General features: G+C 71.2%; 22 protein-coding genes. 8 read left to right on the top strand and 14 right to left on the bottom strand.

From position 1 onward, the window contains the following. Positions 1–254: 254 nt before the first annotated feature. Genes nusB through L3Q65_RS03775 form a run of 3 tightly spaced genes read right to left on the bottom strand, consistent with a single transcriptional unit; the run spans position 255 to position 2,411 of the window. Entirely contained in the window at positions 255–713 is a 459-nt protein-coding gene (nusB, locus tag L3Q65_RS03785; protein ID WP_182890445.1) for a transcription antitermination factor NusB, read from the bottom strand. Continuing rightward, entirely contained in the window at positions 713–1,276 is a 564-nt protein-coding gene (gene efp / locus L3Q65_RS03780; protein ID WP_009075786.1) for an elongation factor P, read from the bottom strand. The genes nusB and efp overlap by 1 nt, the downstream gene beginning before the upstream one ends. A gap of 43 nt (positions 1,277–1,319) precedes the next feature. Beyond that, positions 1,320–2,411, bottom strand: a complete 1,092-nt coding sequence (locus L3Q65_RS03775) for a Xaa-Pro peptidase family protein (protein ID WP_237598796.1) — start codon at positions 2,409–2,411, stop codon at positions 1,320–1,322. Positions 2,412–2,506: 95 nt separating this feature from the next. Between L3Q65_RS03775 and L3Q65_RS03770 the strand changes: the two genes are divergently transcribed. Beyond that, a complete protein-coding gene (locus L3Q65_RS03770) occupies positions 2,507–3,109 on the top strand; it encodes a B-4DMT family transporter (RefSeq protein WP_237598795.1) in 603 nt (200 codons plus the stop codon). Here L3Q65_RS03770 and L3Q65_RS03765 read toward each other — a convergent pair. The 7 genes from L3Q65_RS03765 to L3Q65_RS03735 all read right to left on the bottom strand — a co-directional run bounded on the left by L3Q65_RS03765 (position 3,033) and on the right by L3Q65_RS03735 (position 10,752). Then, positions 3,033–4,523 carry a beta-xylosidase gene (locus L3Q65_RS03765; RefSeq protein ID WP_237601038.1) on the bottom strand — a complete coding sequence of 497 codons (1,491 nt, stop codon included), beginning with the start codon at positions 4,521–4,523 and terminating at the stop codon, positions 3,033–3,035. The two genes, L3Q65_RS03770 and L3Q65_RS03765, sit on opposite strands and share 77 nt — an antisense overlap. Positions 4,524–4,857: 334 nt before the next feature. After that, on the bottom strand, positions 4,858–5,289 hold the full coding sequence (aroQ, locus tag L3Q65_RS03760) for a type II 3-dehydroquinate dehydratase (RefSeq protein ID WP_182890449.1): 432 nt from the start codon (positions 5,287–5,289) through the stop codon (positions 4,858–4,860). Then, positions 5,286–6,401: a 3-dehydroquinate synthase gene (gene aroB / locus L3Q65_RS03755; RefSeq protein ID WP_182890450.1), complete on the bottom strand. Its 1,116-nt coding sequence runs from the start codon at positions 6,399–6,401 to the stop codon at positions 5,286–5,288. Before aroB ends, aroQ begins: the two co-directional genes overlap by 4 nt. A gap of 132 nt (positions 6,402–6,533) precedes the next feature. Further along, positions 6,534–7,058, bottom strand: a complete 525-nt coding sequence (locus L3Q65_RS03750) for a shikimate kinase (RefSeq protein WP_182890451.1) — start codon at positions 7,056–7,058, stop codon at positions 6,534–6,536. After that, entirely contained in the window at positions 7,055–8,242 is a 1,188-nt protein-coding gene (gene aroC, locus L3Q65_RS03745) for a chorismate synthase (protein WP_182890452.1), read from the bottom strand. The genes L3Q65_RS03750 and aroC overlap by 4 nt, the downstream gene beginning before the upstream one ends. 49 nt (positions 8,243–8,291) lie before the next feature. Then, positions 8,292–9,716 (bottom strand): A24 family peptidase, encoded by a 1,425-nt coding sequence (locus L3Q65_RS03740; RefSeq protein WP_237598794.1) that lies wholly within the window; start codon positions 9,714–9,716, stop codon positions 8,292–8,294. Between the two features lie 103 nt (positions 9,717–9,819). After that, a complete protein-coding gene (locus L3Q65_RS03735) occupies positions 9,820–10,752 on the bottom strand; it encodes an AraC family transcriptional regulator (protein WP_182890453.1) in 933 nt (310 codons plus the stop codon). A gap of 82 nt (positions 10,753–10,834) precedes the next feature. On the opposite strand from L3Q65_RS03735, the gene L3Q65_RS03730 reads away from it, so the two are divergent. Further along, positions 10,835–11,251 carry a pyridoxamine 5'-phosphate oxidase family protein gene (locus tag L3Q65_RS03730; RefSeq protein WP_237598793.1) on the top strand — a complete coding sequence of 139 codons (417 nt, stop codon included), beginning with the start codon at positions 10,835–10,837 and terminating at the stop codon, positions 11,249–11,251. On the opposite strand, the gene L3Q65_RS03725 is transcribed toward L3Q65_RS03730, so the two are convergent. Beyond that, positions 11,239–11,619, bottom strand: a complete 381-nt coding sequence (locus tag L3Q65_RS03725) for a hypothetical protein (RefSeq protein WP_182890455.1) — start codon at positions 11,617–11,619, stop codon at positions 11,239–11,241. The genes L3Q65_RS03730 and L3Q65_RS03725 overlap by 13 nt on opposite strands. Positions 11,620–11,722: 103 nt before the next feature. Between L3Q65_RS03725 and L3Q65_RS03720 the strand changes: the two genes are divergently transcribed. Next, a complete protein-coding gene (locus L3Q65_RS03720) occupies positions 11,723–12,148 on the top strand; it encodes a Rieske (2Fe-2S) protein (protein WP_182890456.1) in 426 nt (141 codons plus the stop codon). Positions 12,149–12,196: 48 nt separating this feature from the next. Here L3Q65_RS03720 and L3Q65_RS03715 read toward each other — a convergent pair whose 3' ends face one another. Next, entirely contained in the window at positions 12,197–12,652 is a 456-nt protein-coding gene (locus tag L3Q65_RS03715) for a PTS glucose transporter subunit IIA (protein ID WP_237598792.1), read from the bottom strand. Beyond that, positions 12,649–12,885 (bottom strand): glucose PTS transporter subunit EIIB, encoded by a 237-nt coding sequence (locus L3Q65_RS03710; protein ID WP_037818963.1) that lies wholly within the window; start codon positions 12,883–12,885, stop codon positions 12,649–12,651. The genes L3Q65_RS03715 and L3Q65_RS03710 overlap by 4 nt, the downstream gene beginning before the upstream one ends. A 245-nt stretch (positions 12,886–13,130) precedes the next feature. Here L3Q65_RS03710 and L3Q65_RS03705 point away from each other — a divergent pair, with 245 nt between their 5' ends. From L3Q65_RS03705 to L3Q65_RS03685, 5 genes are all read left to right on the top strand, one after another. After that, positions 13,131–13,928, top strand: a complete 798-nt coding sequence (locus L3Q65_RS03705; protein ID WP_182890458.1) for a GntR family transcriptional regulator — start codon at positions 13,131–13,133, stop codon at positions 13,926–13,928. Further along, positions 13,925–15,163: a PTS transporter subunit EIIC gene (locus tag L3Q65_RS03700; RefSeq protein ID WP_182890459.1), complete on the top strand. Its 1,239-nt coding sequence runs from the start codon at positions 13,925–13,927 to the stop codon at positions 15,161–15,163. Before L3Q65_RS03705 ends, L3Q65_RS03700 begins: the two co-directional genes overlap by 4 nt. A 28-nt stretch (positions 15,164–15,191) precedes the next feature. Beyond that, on the top strand, positions 15,192–15,461 hold the full coding sequence (locus L3Q65_RS03695) for an HPr family phosphocarrier protein (protein WP_033291653.1): 270 nt from the start codon (positions 15,192–15,194) through the stop codon (positions 15,459–15,461). 125 nt (positions 15,462–15,586) lie between these two features. Further along, positions 15,587–16,402, top strand: a complete 816-nt coding sequence (locus L3Q65_RS03690) for a serine hydrolase (RefSeq protein WP_237598791.1) — start codon at positions 15,587–15,589, stop codon at positions 16,400–16,402. Further along, positions 16,399–17,895, top strand: coding sequence for an alpha/beta hydrolase (locus L3Q65_RS03685; RefSeq protein WP_182890461.1), 1,497 nt, complete (start codon positions 16,399–16,401; stop codon positions 17,893–17,895). The genes L3Q65_RS03690 and L3Q65_RS03685 overlap by 4 nt, the downstream gene beginning before the upstream one ends. Here L3Q65_RS03685 and L3Q65_RS03680 read toward each other — a convergent pair. Beyond that, positions 17,892–18,833 carry a D-2-hydroxyacid dehydrogenase family protein gene (locus L3Q65_RS03680; RefSeq protein ID WP_182890462.1) on the bottom strand — a complete coding sequence of 314 codons (942 nt, stop codon included), beginning with the start codon at positions 18,831–18,833 and terminating at the stop codon, positions 17,892–17,894. The two genes, L3Q65_RS03685 and L3Q65_RS03680, sit on opposite strands and share 4 nt — an antisense overlap. Between the last annotated feature and the right edge of the window lie 17 nt (positions 18,834–18,850).

Raw genomic sequence — 18,850 nt, 5'->3', positions numbered from 1 at the left:
CTTACTCACCGCAGCGAATCCGGGAGCCCGTCACCCCAACCGCGCCGGATCGCCGCGCCATCGCCCGGATTCTCCGGCCGCGAATGGCGCCCGCCGACCGGATCCGATTCCGCTCGGTGATCAATTTTCTCCCGGACGCCCCTCGCACCGGCCGCCGGGGCCCGGCGGTGACCCGATCAGGCAGCGGCCATTCAGGTGGCCGCTTTCCCCCAGCCGGGTTACCTCTGACTACCGAGCCGCCAGGGCGGCGAGGACTACAGGACCGCGCGCAGCCGGTCGGCGATCGTGCCGATACGGCCGAGCACGCCGTTGATGAACCGCGGCGAGTCGTCCGTCGAAAGTTCCTTCGCGAGGCCGACCGCTTCGTCGATCGCGACCGCGTCGGGGACGTCCGCCGACCACAGCATCTCGTACACGCCGACGCGCAGGACCGCCAAGTCGACCGGCGGCATCCGCTCGAGGGTCCAGCCCTGCGAGTGCTCCGCGAGAAGTTCGTCGATCCGCTCGCGGTGGGCCGTGACGCCCTCCACGACGGTGATCGTGTAGTCCGCGACCGGGTCGAGGCCGACCGCGCCGACCCGGTCGGCCAGCAGCGTGACCGGGTCGGCGGACCGCTGGGCGGCCTCGTACAGCATCTCGACCGCGCGCCGGCGCGCCTGGCGCCTGCTGATCGCGCCGCCGCGGTTCGGGTGCGGGGGAAGCTTGTCCGCCATCAGCTGGAGACGCGGCCGAGGTAACGGCCGTCGCGGGTGTCGACCTTGATCTTCTCGCCGGTCGAGAGGAACAGCGGGACCTGGATCTCCGCGCCGGTCTCGAGCGTCGCCGGCTTGGTGCCGCCGGTGGAACGGTCGCCCTGGAGGCCGGGGTCGGTGTGCTGGATGACCAGCTCGACCGAGGTCGGCAGCTCGACGTACAGCGGCTCGTTCTCGTGCACCGCGACCTGGACCTCGGTGTTCTCGAGCATGTAGTTCGCGTTGTCGCCGACGGTCTCGGCGGGCACCGTGATCTGGTCGTAGGTGTCGCCGTCCATGAAGACGAAGTCCGCGCCGTCCTTGTACAGGTACGTCATGTTCCGGCGGTCCACCGTGGCCGTCTCGACCTTCGTGCCCGCGTTGAAGGTCTTGTCGACGACCTTCCCGGTCAGGACGTGCTTGAGCGTGGTGCGCACGAACGCACCGCCCTTGCCCGGCTTGACGTGCTGGAACGCGGTGACGCTCCACAGCTGGCCGTCCAGGTTGAGGACGAGTCCGTTCTTCAGGTCGTTGGTGGTGGCCACGAGTCTTCAGGTCTCCTGTGTTCGATCTCTTCGGCCGCGGCCGTCAGACGGCCACGAGGTCCTTGGTGCTCAGGGTGAGGAGTTCGGGTCCGGAGTCCCGCACGACGAGCGTGTCCTCGATGCGCACGCCACCGCGCCCCGCGAGGTACACGCCGGGCTCGACGGTGACCGCCATACCGGCGGACAGTGTACCGACGCCCGCGGCGGCGAGACTCGGTGCCTCATGCACTTCCAGCCCGACGCCGTGGCCGAGACCGTGCGCGAACTGCTCTCCGTACCCGGCGTCGGCGATCACCGAGCGGGCCGCGGCGTCCACTTCGGACACCACAGCGCCCGGGCGGACAGCCTCGGCGCCCGCCGCCTGCGCGCGGTGCACCAGGTCGTAGATCTCGCGCTGCCAGTCCGCCGGTTCGCCGATGACGACCATGCGGGTCATGTCCGAGTGGTAGCCGTCGACCGTGGCGCCGAAGTCGAATTTCACGAAGTCGCCGCGGCTCAGTTCGGCCCCGGTCGGGCGGTGGTGCGGAATCGCCGAGTTCGGCCCGGCGGCGACGATGGATTCGAAGGAGATCCCGGACGAACCGTGCTCCAGCATCCGGTTCTCCAGGTCGCGCGCCACTTCCAGTTCGGTCCGGCCCGGCCGCACTCCCCCGGCCTCGATCAAGGCGGCGAGCGCACGGTCGGCGGCGGCGCACGCGGCGCGCAAGGCCGCGATCTCGACCTCGTCCTTGACCACCCGCAACTGCTCTACCAGCCCCGGAGTGCGGACCAGTTCGACCCGGTCGAAGCACACCTTGAGGTTCTCGTGCTCCTCGACGCTCACGTGCTGGCTCTCGAACCCGGTCCGGCCGTAGCCCTGCTCCGCCGCGTGCACCGCGAGCGCGCGGGCGCTGGCGCGGTCGAGCACGCGCTCCAGGTCGGGCACCTCTGACTCCGACTGGGTCGTGTAGCGCCCGTCGGTGCAGAACAGGGTCTTCGCGTCGCCGTCCGCGTGCAGCAGCAGCGCGGCGTTCGACCCGGTGAACCCGGTCAGGTAGCGGATGTTGAGCAGATCGGTGACCAGCAGCGCGTCGACCCCGTTCTCGTGGAGCAGGGCGGCGGCCGCGGCGCGGCGGTGAGCGTGGATTTCCGGCACGCGACCAGCTTAACCAGCGGCTTCCGGCCGTCCCCGCGGCCGCGGTTCGAGGACGGCCTACTGGCGGTTAACTTCGGCGCGCCTACACTCCGTCCATGCTGGGTGCCTGGTTGACGCGCGGGCTGGTCATGGCGGTCGTGCACGCCGCCGCGATGACGCTGCTCGCCAAGTGGTCCGTGTTCCACCCGACCGGCCAGACGCTGTTCACGTCGCTCACCATCGCCGTACTGGTCGGCTTGGCGGCGTTGTGGAGCGCGATCGACGGCTGGCGCGGCCTGCGCGACAGAGGGCGCGCGTGGTTCATCGCGTCGCTGGTCGCGGGCGTGTGCTCGGGCATCCTGTACGTGATCGGGCGGGCGATCTTCGTCGACCAGACCGGGGTTTCCGAACTGGGCGCCGCGCTCACCGGCGGGGCGGCGTTCTCCGCGCTGCTGGTGCTGGTGCCCGCCGGGCTGGGCCTGTTCGTCGGCGGCCGGATGCGGCGGCCGGCGGAGACTTCCGACGAGGAGTCCGCCGCACCTGAACCGGACGACGAGGACGAGGACGGCGCCGGCAGCCGTTCCGGCGAACTCGAACTCCCGCCGAGCCCGGCCCCGCGGACCGCTCCGAAGCCTTCGCCGGTCAGCCGCCCAGCGGCAAACCGCGCGCGGCGCCGTCCCACTGTTGCGGGTCGATCTCCTGCACCCCGGAACCGTTGAGCGGCACGATCGTCGTGTCCGGCAAGCCGTAAAGCTGCCCGTCGAGCACGATGCCGTAACCGCGGCCGTACGCGTGCACGATGGTGGCCCCCGAGCGCAGGCGGGTTTTCACCGGCGCTTCCGGCACCTGCGGCAACGGCCGGTCGACCAGTTCCCCGGCAAGCACCGCGGCGACTGACCGCCGGTCGATCCGGATCCGCTCGCCGCGGCGGTAGAGGTCGATCATGCGGTCCGGGGACGGCATCGCGACGCCGTCGAAGGTCGCCATGCTGCGCGAGGGGGTCGAGCAGCCGCCCGCGCCTTTCACGTCGAGCCCGAAGTGCTTCAGCCCGGTCGGCGCGCCCGTCGGGCCGATCTCGGTGGCGCGCACGACGTCCAGCGAAACCAGATCGCACGGGTCGCTGACCGACGTCGGCGCGTGCCCGTCCGGACGGCGGACTAGGCCGGGGCCTTCCTTCCACGCGCCCGGGATCACGACCGGTTTGTACGGCTGCATCGTGAAATCGCGGTCCCAGAAGGTGATCGTGGTGCCCTCGGCGGTTTCGTGCGCGATGGCGAAGGCGGAGAGCGCGCCGACCCACTCCAGGTCCACGCTGAACGCGTCGACCACAGACCGGGTCCGCGGCGCGGCAGTCGTCGCGGTGGGCTCGAACCCCTTCTCCCCCAACGCTTCCACCCCCTCGCGGAACGCCGGGTCGTGCGCCCGGACGACGAACTGCCCCGCCCCGTTCCAGCCCGCCGCGCGGCCGGTGGTGTCGGTGAACATGAGGTAGTACCAGCCGTCGAGGAAGACCACCGAGGGCTGGCCGGCGCCGTAGACGTTGGCGCGGTGGACGTCGTGGGACGCGCCGAGAATCGGGTTGCCGCCGTTCGAACGGGTCCAGTGGATGCCGTCCGGGCTGGTGGCCATGCCGATCGCGTTGCCGAGCGCGTGGTCGCCCGCAGCCCCGGTGTAGTACATGAAGTAGGTGCCGCCGACGCGCAGCACGGACGGGTCGCAGGTGTGCATGCCGTCGAAGTTCCCGGGCGCGCCGGACAGGACCGCCGGGGGCGCGCCGCCACCCGGCCCGGTGAAGGGTCCGTCGGCCGAGGGACCCTCGGCGTAGAGGATGTCGTCGCCCGGCGGCGGGGCGCTGCTGTACTGGCTGCACCACCAGATCCGGGTGCGGCCGTTCTCGACCATCACGGTGGGGCCGTAGTTGTAGGACGCGTCCGCGGCCCCGGCCGCCACGACGCCCCCGCCCTGCCTGCTGGCCCCCGCGGCGAGAGCGACGTCCGCCGCCCGAGGCGGATCCTTGGGCGGTTGCGGAGCACCGCCCGCGATGCCGCCGTGCCCCGTGCCCTCGGCTTGCGGCTGGGCCATCGTCTGGCTGCACCCGGAAACGAGGGAACCGGCGATCAGCAGCGAGAGCAGCTGACGCACGGGTCGCCGACCCCCACGACGAAACGGGTGCATGATCGCCGAGTGTAGCGACAGCGGCACCGGATGGGTGAACCACATCGGGCATCTGCCGGTCAAGCGGCGGGTTTACCGGAGGCTTGCTTTTCGGTTGGTGCGCGGCGATCCGGCGCGACGGTCCGCGTCTCCGCCGGTCTCGTGAGTGGCGGCGCCGGTTCTAACCGGCACGAACACTCACGACCCCCGGGGCTGCCGCCCTCACCCCCAGCCCCAGCGGCCGCACCCTGGCGTGATGCCGGAAAGCCCGCCGCGGCACCGGAACCGCCCGGCAGCAGCGTCTAACGCGAGGTCAGGACGCGTGCGCGGCGATCCAGCGCAGCGCCAGGGCGTAACCATCCACGCCGAGGCCGACGATCACCCCGGTCGCGATGTCGGAAAGCACGCTGTGGTGCCGGAATTCCTCGCGCTTGTGCACATTGCTGATGTGCAGCTCGATCAGCGGCGCGGTGAGCTGGGCGGCGGCGTCGCGGACGGCGATCGAGTAGTGCGTCCACGCGCCGGCGTTCAGCACGACCGGGGCGCCCGCGTCGGCGGCCTCGTGCAGCCAGCCGACCATTGCGCCCTCGTGGTCGGTCTGGCGGACCTCGACGTCGAGGCCCAGCTCCTGGCCGGTCGCGACGCACAGGTGCGCGAGGTCGTCGTGCGTGGTGGAGCCGTAGACGTCCGGCTCGCGTTTGCCTAGGCGGCCGAGGTTGGGGCCGTTGAACACGAACGTCTTCACAGCAGCACGCTCCCGCCGTTTTCGGTGGACTCGGCCGCGATCGCCGAGTACGCGGCGGCGAGCAGCGACGGGTCGGGGCCCTCCAGCCTGCCGGGTTTGGCCAGGCCGTCGAGGACGACGAACCGCAGCACGCCGGAGCGGGTTTTCTTGTCGCCCTTCATGGTTTCCAGCAGCTGGGGCAGCGCGTCCGCGTCGTAGGCGGTCGGCAGGCCGATCAGCTTGAGCACCGAGGCGTGCCGGTCGGCGGTGGCGTCGTCGAGACGTCCGGCCAGCCGGGCCAGTTCCGCCGCGAACACCAGGCCGACGCTGACCGCCGCGCCGTGGCGCCAGCGGTAGCGCTCGCGGCGTTCGATGGCGTGGCCGAGGGTGTGGCCGTAGTTGAGGATTTCGCGCAGGTCGGATTCGCGCAGGTCAGCGGCGACGACGTCGGCCTTCACCTGGATCGAGCGGCGGACCAGTTCGGCGAGCACGTCGCCCGCCGGGTCGAGCGCCTGCGCCGGGTCGGCCTCGATCAGTTCGAGGATCCGCGGGTCGGCGATGAAGCCGGTCTTGACGATCTCGGCCATTCCGGCGACGAGTTCGTTGCGCGGCAAGGATTCCAGCGTCGCGAGGTCGACCAGGACGGCGGAGGGCTCGTGGAAGACGCCGACGAGGTTCTTGCCCGCTTCGGTGTTGATGCCGGTCTTCCCGCCGACGGCCGCGTCGACCATGCCGAGCAGCGTCGTCGGCACGTTCACCAGCCGGACGCCGCGCATCCAGGTGCCCGCGACGAACCCGGCGAGGTCGGTGACCGCCCCGCCGCCGAGCGCGACGACCACGCCGCGCCGGTCCAGCCCGATCCGGCCGAGGACCTCCCAGCAGAAGCTGGCGACCGAGAAGGCCTTGCCGTCCTCCGCGTCGGGAATCTCGACGCGGTGCGCGTCGAGCCCGGCCGCGGCCAGCTCGTCGCGAACAGCCTCGGCGGTGGCGGTGAGCGTCGGCGGGTGGATCAGCGCGACCTTCGACGCGTCGGCGAGCTGCTCGGTGAGTTCGCCGAGCAGGCCGCGTCCCACGAGCACGTCGTACGGCTGCGCGGTGGCGACCCGGATCCGGACGGGCGGGGTGGCGGACACGGTTCTCCTCACTGCTCCCGGGCCCGGTGGTCCTGGAGCGGGGTTTGCGGTCCGTGAGGGGCCCCTGCGGGATTCAGAGTCCCGCGGGGTTCCCCTCACGGACTTGAGCGGGCGCGGGCGGCCGGTGGCGGGTCACGGTTCGCGGACCCGGTCGGGTTCGAGGGCGGCGACGGCGGCCGCGACGACCTCTTCGGGCGTGCGCTTGTCGGTCTCGATCTCGACGGTCGCCACCTCGCGGTACACCGGCAGCCGCTGGTCGAGCAGAGCTTTGAAGGTGGCGCGCGGGTTGATGCCCGCGAGCAGCGGGCGCGCGCTGGACATGCCAGTGCGCTGGACGCCCGCCGCGAGCCCGACGTTCAGGAAGACCACCGTGTGGTCCTGAAGCCGCGCGCGGGTGCCGGGGGTGAGCGGGGCGCCGCCGCCGAGGGAGAGGACGCCGTCGTGTTCGGCGAGGGCGGTGGCGACCGCTTCCTCCTCGATCGCGCGGAACGCGGGTTCGCCGTCGTCGGCGAAGATGTCCGAGATGGCGCGTCCGGCGCGGGCGACGATGTCGTCGTCGGTGTCGCGGAAGGACACGCCGAGCGCCGCGGCCAGCAGCGGGCCGACCGTGCTCTTGCCCGAGCCCGGCGGTCCGACGACGACCGCGCGCGGGCTCACCAGCGCTCCTCGAGCGCCTTCAAGTACGACTGCGCGTTGCGCCGGGTCTCGGCCAGCGAGTCGCCGCCGAACTTCTCCAGTGCCGCGTCCGCGACGACCAGCGCCACGACCGACTCCAGCACCACGCCCGCGCGAGGCACCGCGCACACGTCGGAACGCTGGTGGATCGCCACGGCGGGCTCGCCGGTCCGGACATCCACTGTGGACAGCGCCTTGGGCACGGTCGAGATCGGCTTCATCGCGACGCGCACCCGCAACGGCTCGCCGTTGGTGATGCCGCCCTCGAGCCCGCCCGCGCGGTTCGACCGGCGCGTGACGCCGACCGGTCCGGTGCCGCGGTCGATCTCGTCGTGCGCTTGGCTGCCCCACCGGCGGGCGGTGGTGAAGCCGTCGCCGACCTCGACGCCCTTCATCGCCTGCACGCCCATGAGCGCGCCGGCGAGCCGCGCGTCGAGACGGCGGTCCCAGTGCACGTGCGAGCCGAGGCCCGGGGGCAGGCCGTAGACGATCACCTCGATCACGCCGCCGACGGTGTCGCCCGCCTTCCGCACCGCGTCGACCTCGGCGACCATCGCCTCGGTCCCTTCGGCCGAGAACGCCCGCACCGGGCTCTCGTCGATCGCCGCGAGGTCGCCCGGCTGCGGGAGCGGGCCGTCGGGAGCGTCGGCGCCGCCGATGGAGACGACGTGGCTCAGCACCTCGGCCCCGAGCAGCTGCCGCAGGAAGTTCCGCGCGACCGTGCCGAGCGCGGTCCGCGAGGCCGTCTCGCGGGCGCTGGCGCGCTCGAGGACGGGACGGGCCTCGTCGAAGCCGTACTTCTGCATGCCGGGAAGGTCGGCGTGCCCCGGGCGGGGCCGGGTCAGCGGCTCGTTGCGGGCGAGCCCGGCGAGCTCGGCCTCGTCGACCGGATCGGCCGCCATGACCTTCTCCCACTTGGGCCACTCGGCGTTCTCGATCTGGACGGCGATCGGGCCGCCCTGGGTGACCCCGTGCCGGACCCCGCCGAGAAACTGGACCTGGTCGGTCTCGAAGCCCATCCGGGGGCTGCGGCCGAACCCGAGCCGGCGCCGCGCGAGCTGCGCGGAGAGGTCCGAGGTCGTCACCTCCACCCCGGCAGGCAGCCCTTCGAGCACAGCGGCGAGGGCGGGTCCGTGCGATTCTCCAGCGGTGATCCAGCGCAGCACCGGCCAATCCTGTCACGGCGTGTCCGGCGGCCTGGCAGAGCCCCTGGCCTCAGGTGATGCCCGTTCCAGCGGCTGGGAAGACCGCGCACGCCCAGGTGGCCAGAACCAAGCCCGGGCCGTAGGGAACGCGGAGGGGGCCGGCGCGGGTCCGGGGGCGGGCCGGGCCGGGCGGAGGTGCGGCGGGGGCGGGCTTCGGCGGGACCGCGGTGCCGGTTGGAGTAGGGGCCGGACCGGGCAGCGCGGGAACGGGGTTGGTCGGCGGAACGGACGAGACAGGCCCCCGCGGGAACGCGGCACCAGTTGACGTGAAGGCCGGACCAGACGGCGCGGGAACGGGGTCGGTCAGCGCGGGAACAGGGCTGCTCGGCGGCGCGGACGAGACAGGCCCCGGCGGCAACGCGGCACCAGTTGACGTGGGGGCCGGACCAGACGGCGCGGCAACCGGACCGGGCAGCGCAGGAACGGAGGCGGTCGGCGTGGGAACAGGGTTGGTCGGCGGCGCGGACGAGACAGGCCCCGGCGGGAACGCGGCACCAGTTGACGTGGGGGCCGGACCGGGCAGCGCGGCAACCGGACCGGGCAGCGCAGGAACGGAGGCGGTCGGCGTGGGAACAGGGTTGGTCGGCGGCGCGGACGAGGCAGGCCCCGGGAGGACCGCAGCATCGATCGGCGCAGCAACGGGAGCAGACGGCGCGGGAGTGGGGTCGGTCGGCGCGGAGGGGGCGGTTGCCGGAGCAGAGGACGGGGCGGGACTGGCTGTCTCGTGCGCACGGGCGAGGTCCGGCTGGGCGAGACTGGCCGCTAAGGGGTCGGATTGGCTCGGTGTGGGCTCGTGGAGTTCTCCTTCGGCTGCCGAGCGGAGCGAGGGTGCGACGGTCCGGTCGGTGACGGATGAGGGTGAAGCAAGCCGGGCAGAAGACCGCGTCTGGCGGATCCGGCGCAGCAGCCACATCGGTACGACACCCGCCAGGCTCGCCAGCGCTGCCAGGACGGCAGCCGCCGCGGGGGCCAGTCCGCCGACTGCGCCCAGGACGGCGCCGCATGACCCGGCCAGTTTCACGTCACCGGGGCCGAGGCCGCCCGCCGACAACCTGTGGACGATCAGGTGTGTCCCGCCGAACAGCAGGCATCCCAGGAGAGCACCGACCGCCAACCGCCAGCCTCCGCCGCTCAGGGCGGCGAGGGTGAGGGTCAGGGCGACGGCCGGGTAGGCGGGCAGGGTGAGGATGTCCGGGAGGCGGCGGTGCCGGGCGTCAGCCAAGGCGAGGGGCACGCCCAGTACCGAGACCAGCCACGCCACGGGCAGCCACCAAGCCGGAAGCGCGCCCGCGTCGGCGCGGCACGCGGCCACTGCTGCGGCCGCGACGGCAGCGGTCATGCCGATCGCCGCGGAGACCGGGGCACCGGCTTTCTTCGTCATCATCAGCAGCACGGGGACCACCGCCCCGGCTGCGAGCACTGCTGTCAGAACCATGCGCCCAGCCTGTCGAAAACGCCTGGACCAGGGCAAACAAATCACGGTGCGAGGGGACCCCTCGTGCGCGACACGCCGGAAGGTTCACTCGGCGGAGGCACTTTCAGCCGGGGGAAGAAGCGAGGAAAGCTCGCCGGTATCCGGTCGGATTGACGCCTCGCAAGCGTTTGAAAGCCGAACTGAACCCGAACGCGTCCGAGTACCCCACCGCGCAGGCCACCTCCGCGATCGGCATCGACGGCTGTTCGGTCAGAAGGTCCGCGGCCAGGGTCATCCGCCATCGGGTCAGGTACGTCATCGGCGGCTCGCCGACCAGGTCCGCGAAGCGTTTGGCCAGCGTGGACCGCGAAACTCCGGCCCGCGCGGCCAGCGTGACGACCGTCCACGGGGCCGCCGGATCCGCGTGCAGCAGCCGGAGAGCGGCGCCCACCACCGGGTCCCGCTGGGCCGTCCACCACGGCGGCGGGGTGCCGCCTGGACGGTCGAACCAGTCGCGCAGCAGGCAGACCAGCATCCAGTCCAAGAGACGGTCCAGGACGATCTGCTGGCCCGGCGCGTCGACGGCCAGTTCGGCGGCCAGGTGGTCCAGCACCGGGTCTTCCGCGGCCGAGGAGGGCGGCCGGACGACTATTGGCAGGGCATCCAGCAGCGCGGACATCCGGCCGCGGCTGCGCACTGGGTACGCGCCGACGATCAGGTTCGTTTCGCCGTGGAACGGGTCGTTCCAGCCAAGGTGGTGCTGGGCGCCGCCCTGATCGGGAGTGGCGCAGAACTCGCCGCATTCGACGGGGACGGCGGTGGTGTCCAGGCTGTCCACGAAGGAGAACGGCCCGCGGACGAGGACGGTCTCGCGGGCGCGCAGCAGTTCGGGCGGATGGTCCTCCGGCACGATCCAGCCCTCGCCGCTCAACAGCGTGCACAGGGTCAGCGGCGCACTGTCCACGAACCGGAGCGACCACGGAGCGGACAGGGCCGTGCAGCCGAACAACGAGCCGTGCGCCCGGACCCCGCGGATCAAATCGCTGAACGCGTCCACTCGCCCGAGGTTAGACGAATGGACAGGCAATCCGGCGTATCGTCTATGGGATCGTCCGGGCACACCCGGTTGAATCGCAGCCATGAGCACCCTCACCGACCACGATCTCGAGTTCCTCCGCCGTCCTCTGCACGGCTTCCTGACCGTCGCCGCCGGACCGCGGCCGCCGCGGCCCCGGCCGGTGTGGTTCGAGGCCACTGACGAGGGCACGATCCAGCTGTTCACGTCCCCGGACTCGGTCAAGATCCGCCAGTTGCGCGAGGATCCGCGCGCGTCGATCGTCGTCGCGGCTCCGGTCGGGGAACCGGAGCGCTGGGTGTCCGTCGCCAGGCGCGTCACGATCGAGGCCGACGGCGGGCACGACCTCGCCCGCAGGCTCGCCGAACGGTACTGGGACCTCAGCACCGAGGAAGGCGCCGCCGGCGCGAAGATCCTGCGAGACCTCCCCCAGGTCCGGGTCGTCATCCACCCGGAGAAGGTGCACCGCTACGCGTTCTGAGCCGTCCGCGCGCGGATCGCCTGCACCAGCAGCACCAGACCGGAGATCACGCAGACCGCTTCGGTGATCACGCCCCAGTATTCGTACTGGCTGTTGAACTGGTCGTGCACGCCGTAGAAGCCCACCGTCACCGACAGCAGGTAGGCCAGCAGCGTCACGCCGCCGAAGCCCAGCGTGAGAAACGCCGGGAGCCAATGCCGCCAGGCGAGCAAGGCGATCGCGATCGCCACGCCGGCGACGCCGTTCACCAGGAAGAGCGGCCCGACCACGGGGATGTCCGCGTAGCCGCTGCCCCAGTACAGGGAGAAGTGGATCGCCGCCGAGCCAGCCAGGCCCGCCGCACCCAGCACACGCATCCAAGTGGTCACCACGGCGTCTCCTTCCGCGCGGAATACCGGATACGGACTACACGCACGGGCGACCGCGGCGGTTCACCGGCGCCCGGAAGGGCCCCGGTTCGTTGCACAGGGCATGACTGCCGAACTTCACTCCCGCCGTTCCGTCCTCGTCTCCGGGGCGGCCGTCGCGGGGACCGCCGCCGTCGCTCTCACCGCCTGCGGGAGCGGCGACGGCGGATCCGGACAGGCCGCGCACAAGCCGGGCGGCAAGGTGATCGCACTGGCGGAAGTGCCGGTGGGCCAAGCGAAATCCGCGAAAACCCCGGACGGGCAGGAAGTGCTCGTGGCACAGCCCGCGAAGGGGACGGTCGCCTGTTTCAGCGCCGTCTGCACGCACCAGGGCTGCACGGTGAATCCGCCGGAGAACGGCCAGGCGAGCTGTCCGTGCCACGGTTCGGTGTTCGACGCGCTGACCGGCGAGGTGAAGAAGGGGCCGGCGAGCCAGCCATTGTCCAAAGTGGCCGTGAAGATCGAGAACGGCGAGGTCGTCACGGCGTGACCGGAATCGCCCTTTGTGGACAGTCACGGTCCACAAAGGGCGTTCGGATCAATCGTTCCAGGTGAACAGCTCGTCGCCGGCGGCGACCGTGCGGCCGCCTTGGAGGCCGGCGAGGACGTCGGCGGACGCGTCGAGCCCGACGACCGGGACGATCGGCGAGTAGCCCTTGGCGGCGACCGCCTCGGGGTCCCAGCCCACGATCGGCTGGCCGGCCCGCACCTTTTCGCCCTTGACGACGTGCAGGGTGAACCCCTCGCCCTTCTCCTTGACCGTGTCGATGCCGAGGTGCACGAGCACCGCGCGGCCGTCCTCAGTGGCCACGACGTACGCGTGCGGGTGCAGCGTCACCACGGTCCCGTCGACCGGCGCGACCGCGTCGGCGCGGCCGCCGGACGGCTTGACCGCGATGCCAGGGCCCACCATCGCCTCGGCGAACACCGGATCCGGCACCTCGGTGATCGCGACGACCTCGCCCGCGACCGGGCTCAGGATCGGCAGGCTCACATCAAGTCCTCGATGTCGCTGGCGATGGTGTCCGCCTCCGGGCCGACGATGACCTGGACCGCCGAGCCCATCTTCACGACGCCCATCGCGCCGGCCGACTTCAGTGCGGCTTCGTCCACCAAGGACATGTCCTCGATCTCGCACCGCAGCCGCGTGATGCAGCCCTCGATCTCGACGAGATTGTCCGCGCCGCCGAGCGCCGCGAGAATCTTTTCCGGCCTGTCATCCGCCATCGCGGCCTCCTCGTATCCCGTTGGTTTTCCACTCGGAACAGGTGCGCTCCGCCACCATTACTACGCCGTTTGCCACGTTGCCGGGCGAGCCCGGCCACGAACGGATAACGGTGGTTGACACCTGCTCGCGCTGCGGAGCATCCTGCCCCATCAGATCATTGGTCTAGACCGGAACGTACCAATCTTCCGGCGCGGACGCGAGCACCGGCCCCGGTGCGCGAGAAGCGAGGGAGGGTGACACCGAGATGAGTGCGGCCGCGCACATTCCGCCGTCCGACCCCGCCGACCGCGTGGTCAACGGGCCGACCCCGAAGCACGCCCAGCTGCGGGAGATCCTGCGCCGCCTGGTGGAGCGCGAGCTCCCGCCGGGCTCGCCGATCCCGTCCGAGCGAGAGCTCGCGCAGCACTACGGCGTTTCGAGGCTCACCGTCCGCTCGGCGATCGGGAAGCTCGTCGAGGAAGGACTGCTGGCCCGGGTCAGGGGCAAGGGCACCTTCACCGCCGCCCGGCGGATGGAACTGCAGGTGTACCTGATGTCGTTCACCGACGACATGCGCCGGCGCGGGCTCACCCCGACCACCGAAGTGATCTCGACCTCGACCGAGGTCCCGCCGGTGACTTCGGCGCACGCGCTCGGCCTGTCCGAGGGCGTGCCCGCGCACCGGCTCGTGCGGCTGCGGCGCGCCGACGGCGTTCCGCTGGCCGTGGAACGCGGCTGGTACCACGCGGGCCGGACCCCCGGCCTGCTCGACCTCGACCTGACCCGTTCGCTCTACGCCCAGCTGGCCGAAGCGTTTTCGCGCCGGCCGGACCAGGCGTACCAGACGGTCTGGGCCGAATCCGCGGACCGCGAGACGGCGCGCCTGCTCGGCATGCGCACCGGCAGTCCGCTCCTGGTGTTCCGCCGGGTCTCCAGCTCCGGCGGCGAACCGGTCGAGGACATGACGTCCTGGTACCGGGGCGACCACTACCAGGTGACCATGCAGCTGGACCGGAACTCCCCGGGTTCCGGCGACCAACCCCACAATGGAGGTATCCGATGAGCGCCACCACCGCGGCTGGGGCCGGCGGGAAGAAGAAGGGCGGCGGCCTCGCCGGGCTGCAGCGCTTCGGCCGCAGCCTCATGCTGCCGATCGCGACCCTGCCCGCGGCCGGTCTGCTGAACCGGCTCGGCCAGGACGACGTCCTCGGCAAGGACGGGCTGAACTGGGGCAAAGCGGCCGACGTGATCGGCGCGGCAGGCGGCGGCATCTTCGACTGGCTGCCGCTGATCTTCGCGATCGGCATCGCGGTCGGCTTCGCCCGCAAGGGCGACGGCTCGACCGCCGTCGCGGCCGTCATCGGCTGGGTCGTGTTCAACAAGGTGATCCAGGCGATCGCCCCGATCAAGAGCCAGCAGGGCTACAAGCCCGGCTGGGACCTCGCGCCGATCCACTGGCCCTACAGCGTGCTGACCGGCATCGTGTCCGGCATCGTGGCGGCTCTGCTGTGGCAGCGCTACCACCGGATCAAGCTGCCGTCCTGGCTCGCCTTCTTCGGCGGCCGCCGGTTCGTGCCGATCATCACCGCGCTGGCGATGATCGTGCTCGGCGTGATCTTCGGCCTGCTGTTCAAGTACGTCGACGAGGGAATCACCGCGGCGGGCAAGGCGGTCGTCGGTTCGCCGGTCCTCGGCGGCGGGATCTACGGCCTGCTCAACCGCCTGCTCATCCCGGTCGGCCTGCACCAGCTGCTGAACGTGCCGGTGTGGTTCATCTTCGGCGGCGGCGACCTCACCAACTTCTTCAACCACGTGCAGGGTTCCGGCTCGTTCATGACCGGGTTCTTCCCGATCATGATGTTCGCCCTCCCGGCCGCGGCGTTCGCGATCGTGCACACCGCGCGTCCCGGCCAGCGCAAGCTCGTCGGCAGCATCATGATCTCGGCCGCGCTCACCGCCTTCGTCACCGGCGTCACCGAGCCGATCGAGTTCGCGTTCATGTTCGTCGCGTGGCCGCTGTACATCTTCCACGCGGTGATGACCGGCATCTCGCTCGCGGTCTGCAACGCACTCGGCATCCACCTCGGCTTCTCGTTCTCCGGCGGCGCGATCGACTTCGCGCTGAACTCGTCGCTGGACACCGCGCAGAAAGCGTGGCTGCTGATCCCGATCGGGCTCGTGTTCGCCGTGATCTACTACGTGGTGTTCCGCGTCGTGATCACCAAGTTCAACCTGCGCACGCCGGGCCGCGAGGACGACTCGATCGAGGGCGACCTCGAGCGCACGGCCGCGAAGTAACACCCGAAAACAGCAAGAGAGGTACACCATGCCGGAGAAACGCGTCACCGTGGCCAGCAAGGTGGGGCTGCACGCCCGCCCGGCCGCACTGGTCGCCAAGGCGGCCGCGGCCCAGCCCGTGGCGGTGCAGATCGCCAAGGACGGCGGCGAACCGGTGGCCGCCGGCAGCGTCCTCAACCTGATGACCCTCGCCGCCGCGTACGGCGACGAGGTCGTCATCAGCGCCGAAGGAGACGGTGCCGAGGCGGCGGTCGAGGCCGTCGCCGAGCTGGTCGCCACCGATCTCGACGCTCAGTAGCGATACCGCTCCACGGGGAAAACACGAACCGTGCGGGGCTCCCGGACTTCCGGGGCCCCGCACGGTTCGTTCGCGTCCGGGCACTGCGGAACGGCGCCGGGGCGGGCCCTATTACGCTGGCGGGCATGGAGAGTCTGCGCCTGATCGACGAATGGCCAGTGGACAACGCCGCGGCCGGGGCGGTCTCCGCTTCCGGCGAGGTGCGCGGACGCCACGGCGACCCGGCCCGCCCGTTCCGGCTCGCGTCGGTCACCAAACTGCTCACCGCCTACGCCGCGCACATCGCGATCGAAGAGGGCGTCGTCGAACTGGACACGCCTGCCGGGCCGGAAGGCTCCACCGTCGCGCACCTGCTCGCGCACACCTCCGGGCTCGCCTTCGACGCGCACAAGGCGATGGCCGAGCCGGGCACGCGCAGGCTGTACTCCAACGCCGGGTTCGAGGAACTCGCCGACGCGCTGGCCGAGCATTCCGGCATCGCGTTCGCCGAGTACCAGCGGGAGGCGCTTTTCGAACCGCTGGGCATGACGTCGACCCGGCTGGAGGGCTCCCCCGCCGCGGGCGCGGTGTCCACATTGGACGACCTGCTCCGGTTCGCCGCGGAACTGCAGGCTCCCAAGCTGCTCGCGCCGGAAACCCTCAGCGCGGCCACGGAAATCGCGTTCCCGGGGCTAAACGGCGTGCTGCCCGGCTTCGGGCACCAGAAGCCGAACGACTGGGGCCTCGGCTTCGAACTGCGCGACCACAAGAGCCCGCACTGGACGGGCGCGAACAGCTCGCCGCGCACGTTCGGCCACTTCGGGCAGTCCGGTACTTTCCTGTGGGTGGACCCGGAAGCGGGACACGCCTGCGTCGCGCTCGCCGACCGTTCGTTCGGACCGTGGGCGGCGCAAGTCTGGCCGCCGTTCACCGACGCCGTGCTGGCGGAACTCTCCGCGTGAGACGCTGGTGGGCGCTGGCCGCTCTGCTGCTCGTGGCGAGTTGTTCCGCCCCGGCCGCGCAAACCCAAGCACCGCAACCGTTGCCCGCGCCGGACGCTCCGCTTCCGTTGGGCACCAACGGTGCTGCGGCGCCCAAACTCGACTGGGCGCCGTGCCACGGCGGTTTCCAATGCGCGACCGCGCCGGTTCCGCTGAGCTACCGCGAACCCGGCGGCGCGAAGCTGAATCTTTCGGTGATCCGCATGCCGGCCACCGATCCCGCGCACCGCGTCGGGTCGCTGATGATCAATTTCGGCGGTCCGGGCACCGACGGCGTCGGCGAGCTGATGCGGTTCGGCCCGCGGTATCCGGACGAGCTGCGGGCCAAATTCGACCTGGTGAGCTTCGATCCACGTGGCATCGGCGGCAGTGCCCCGGTGCAATGCCCAGGAACGCCGCCCGCCGCCGGTTCGCCGTTGCGGGACAGCGCGGCGTTCTGGGCCGCCAGCGCGGCCGTCGGCAAGGCGTGCGCGGCTGGCACCGGCGCCGAGCTGTCGCATCTGTCGACCGCGAATGTCGCGCGGGACATGGATGTGCTCCGACAGGCGCTGGGCGAGCAGCAGCTGAACTTCTACGGCTATTCCTACGGCACCTATCTCGGCGGCACCTACGCGAACCTGTTCCCCGGCAAGCTGCGCGCGATGGTCCTCGACGGGACGCTCGACCTCGTGGCGAACTCGACCGGACAGCCGGGTCAGCAGCACAAACCGGTCGACGTGCGCGCCGATGTCGCGACGGCCCAGCAGCAGGAACTCGAAGCGTTCTTCGCTGCCTGCGCCGCGGCTGGACCGGGCAAATGCGCGTTCGCCGGCGGTGACTTGAAACAGAAATTCGCCGCGGTGTTCGCCCGGCTGACGCACGGTCCGGTCGGCGGCATGACGGTGGCGTCGCTGATGGAAACGATCGATCGGGCGCTGTATCAATCATCCCGGTGGCCGCGGCTGGCGAAGACGCTCGCCGGGCTCGTGCCGTCGTCGCCGGTGTCCCCCGCGCCGGTGCTGGATCCGCGCGTGCCGACGCATTCGCCCGGGTTCCTGGCGGTGCAGTGCCTGGACAGCGAACTCCCCCAGGACACCGCCAAGTACGCCGAACTCGCTGCCGCTGAAGAAAAACGCCAGCCGTATTTCGGGATCGCACCGGTGTTTTCGATGGCGCAGTGCGTCGGCTGGCCCGCCCGGGACGAGGACCGGTACCTCGGACCGTGGAACCGGCCGCGGCAGCATCCGATCCTGATCCTGGCCAACCGGAACGATCCGGTCACCCCGCTCGCCAACGCCCAGGCCACCGCACGGGAACTCGGCGACGGCCACGTAATCGTGGTCGACGGTGCCGGACACACGACGCTCGACGTGCCCAGCACAGCCGCTTCCGGGGCGACGGCACGGTATTTCGTTGATCTGACCGTGCCGCCGGAAGGAACGGTTTACCCGCCGGAGGTCCGGCCGTTCCCCTAGTTCAGCACGTTGATCGGCTCGCCCGCCCGGAAGGCGGCGATGTCCTCCACCGCGCCGCCATAGAAAATCTCGTACGTTTCCCGGCTCACGTAGCCGATGTGCGGCGTCAGGATCGCGTTGTCCAACGTCCGCAGCGGGTGATCCGCGGGCAGCGGCTCCACGTCGTAGACATCCAGCGCGGCCGCCGCGATCTTCTTGCCGCGCAACGCGTCCACGAGTGCCGATTCGTCGACGATCGGCCCGCGCGAAGTGTTCACCAGCAACGCGGCCGGCTTCATCGCGGCGAGTTCGGCAGCACCGACCAACCCGCGAGTGCGCTCGGACAGGACCAAGTGGACCGACAACACATCGGACCGCGCGAACAAGTCCTCTTTGGACACTGCTGTGACGCCATGCTCGGCCGCCCGCTCCGGCGTGAGATTCTGGCTCCACGCAATCGGTTTCATCCCGAACGCCTGGCCGATCCGCGCGACCTCGGCCCCCAGCCTGCCGAGCCCGAGCAGGCCCAGTGTCTTGTCCCGCAACGCCATCCCGAGACCGACCTGCCAGCCGCCCTCGCGCATCGAACGGAACTCGAGCGGCAGATTGCGCGCACCGGCCAGGATGAGCGCCCACGCGTGTTCGACCGTCGGCGCGGCGAGAGCCCCGGTCGCGGACACCACGACGCCACAGCGCTTCGCCGCGTCCAGATCGATCGCCGCGTTCCGCCTGCCGGTGCTGACCAGCAGTTTCAGCTCCGGCAGCCGGTCGAACACCGCGGCCGGGAACGGCGTGCGCTCGCGCATCGCGACCACGACGTCGAACCCGGCCAGCCGCGTCACTGTCTCGTCCGGCCCGGCGAACGGCTCGTCGAACACCTCGATCTCCGCGCCGAGCGAGCCCCAGTCCGCACACTGGAGAGCCACGTTCTGGTAGTCGTCGAGGATCGCGATCTTCATGCCGCCCACCGTAACCC

This window comes from Amycolatopsis sp. FU40, assembly GCF_021903635.1.
In the GTDB taxonomy this organism is placed as follows: domain Bacteria; phylum Actinomycetota; class Actinomycetes; order Mycobacteriales; family Pseudonocardiaceae; genus Amycolatopsis; species Amycolatopsis dendrobii.
Note: the sequence above shows the minus strand (reverse complement) of the source record. Positions and strands in the feature narration are given on the sequence as shown.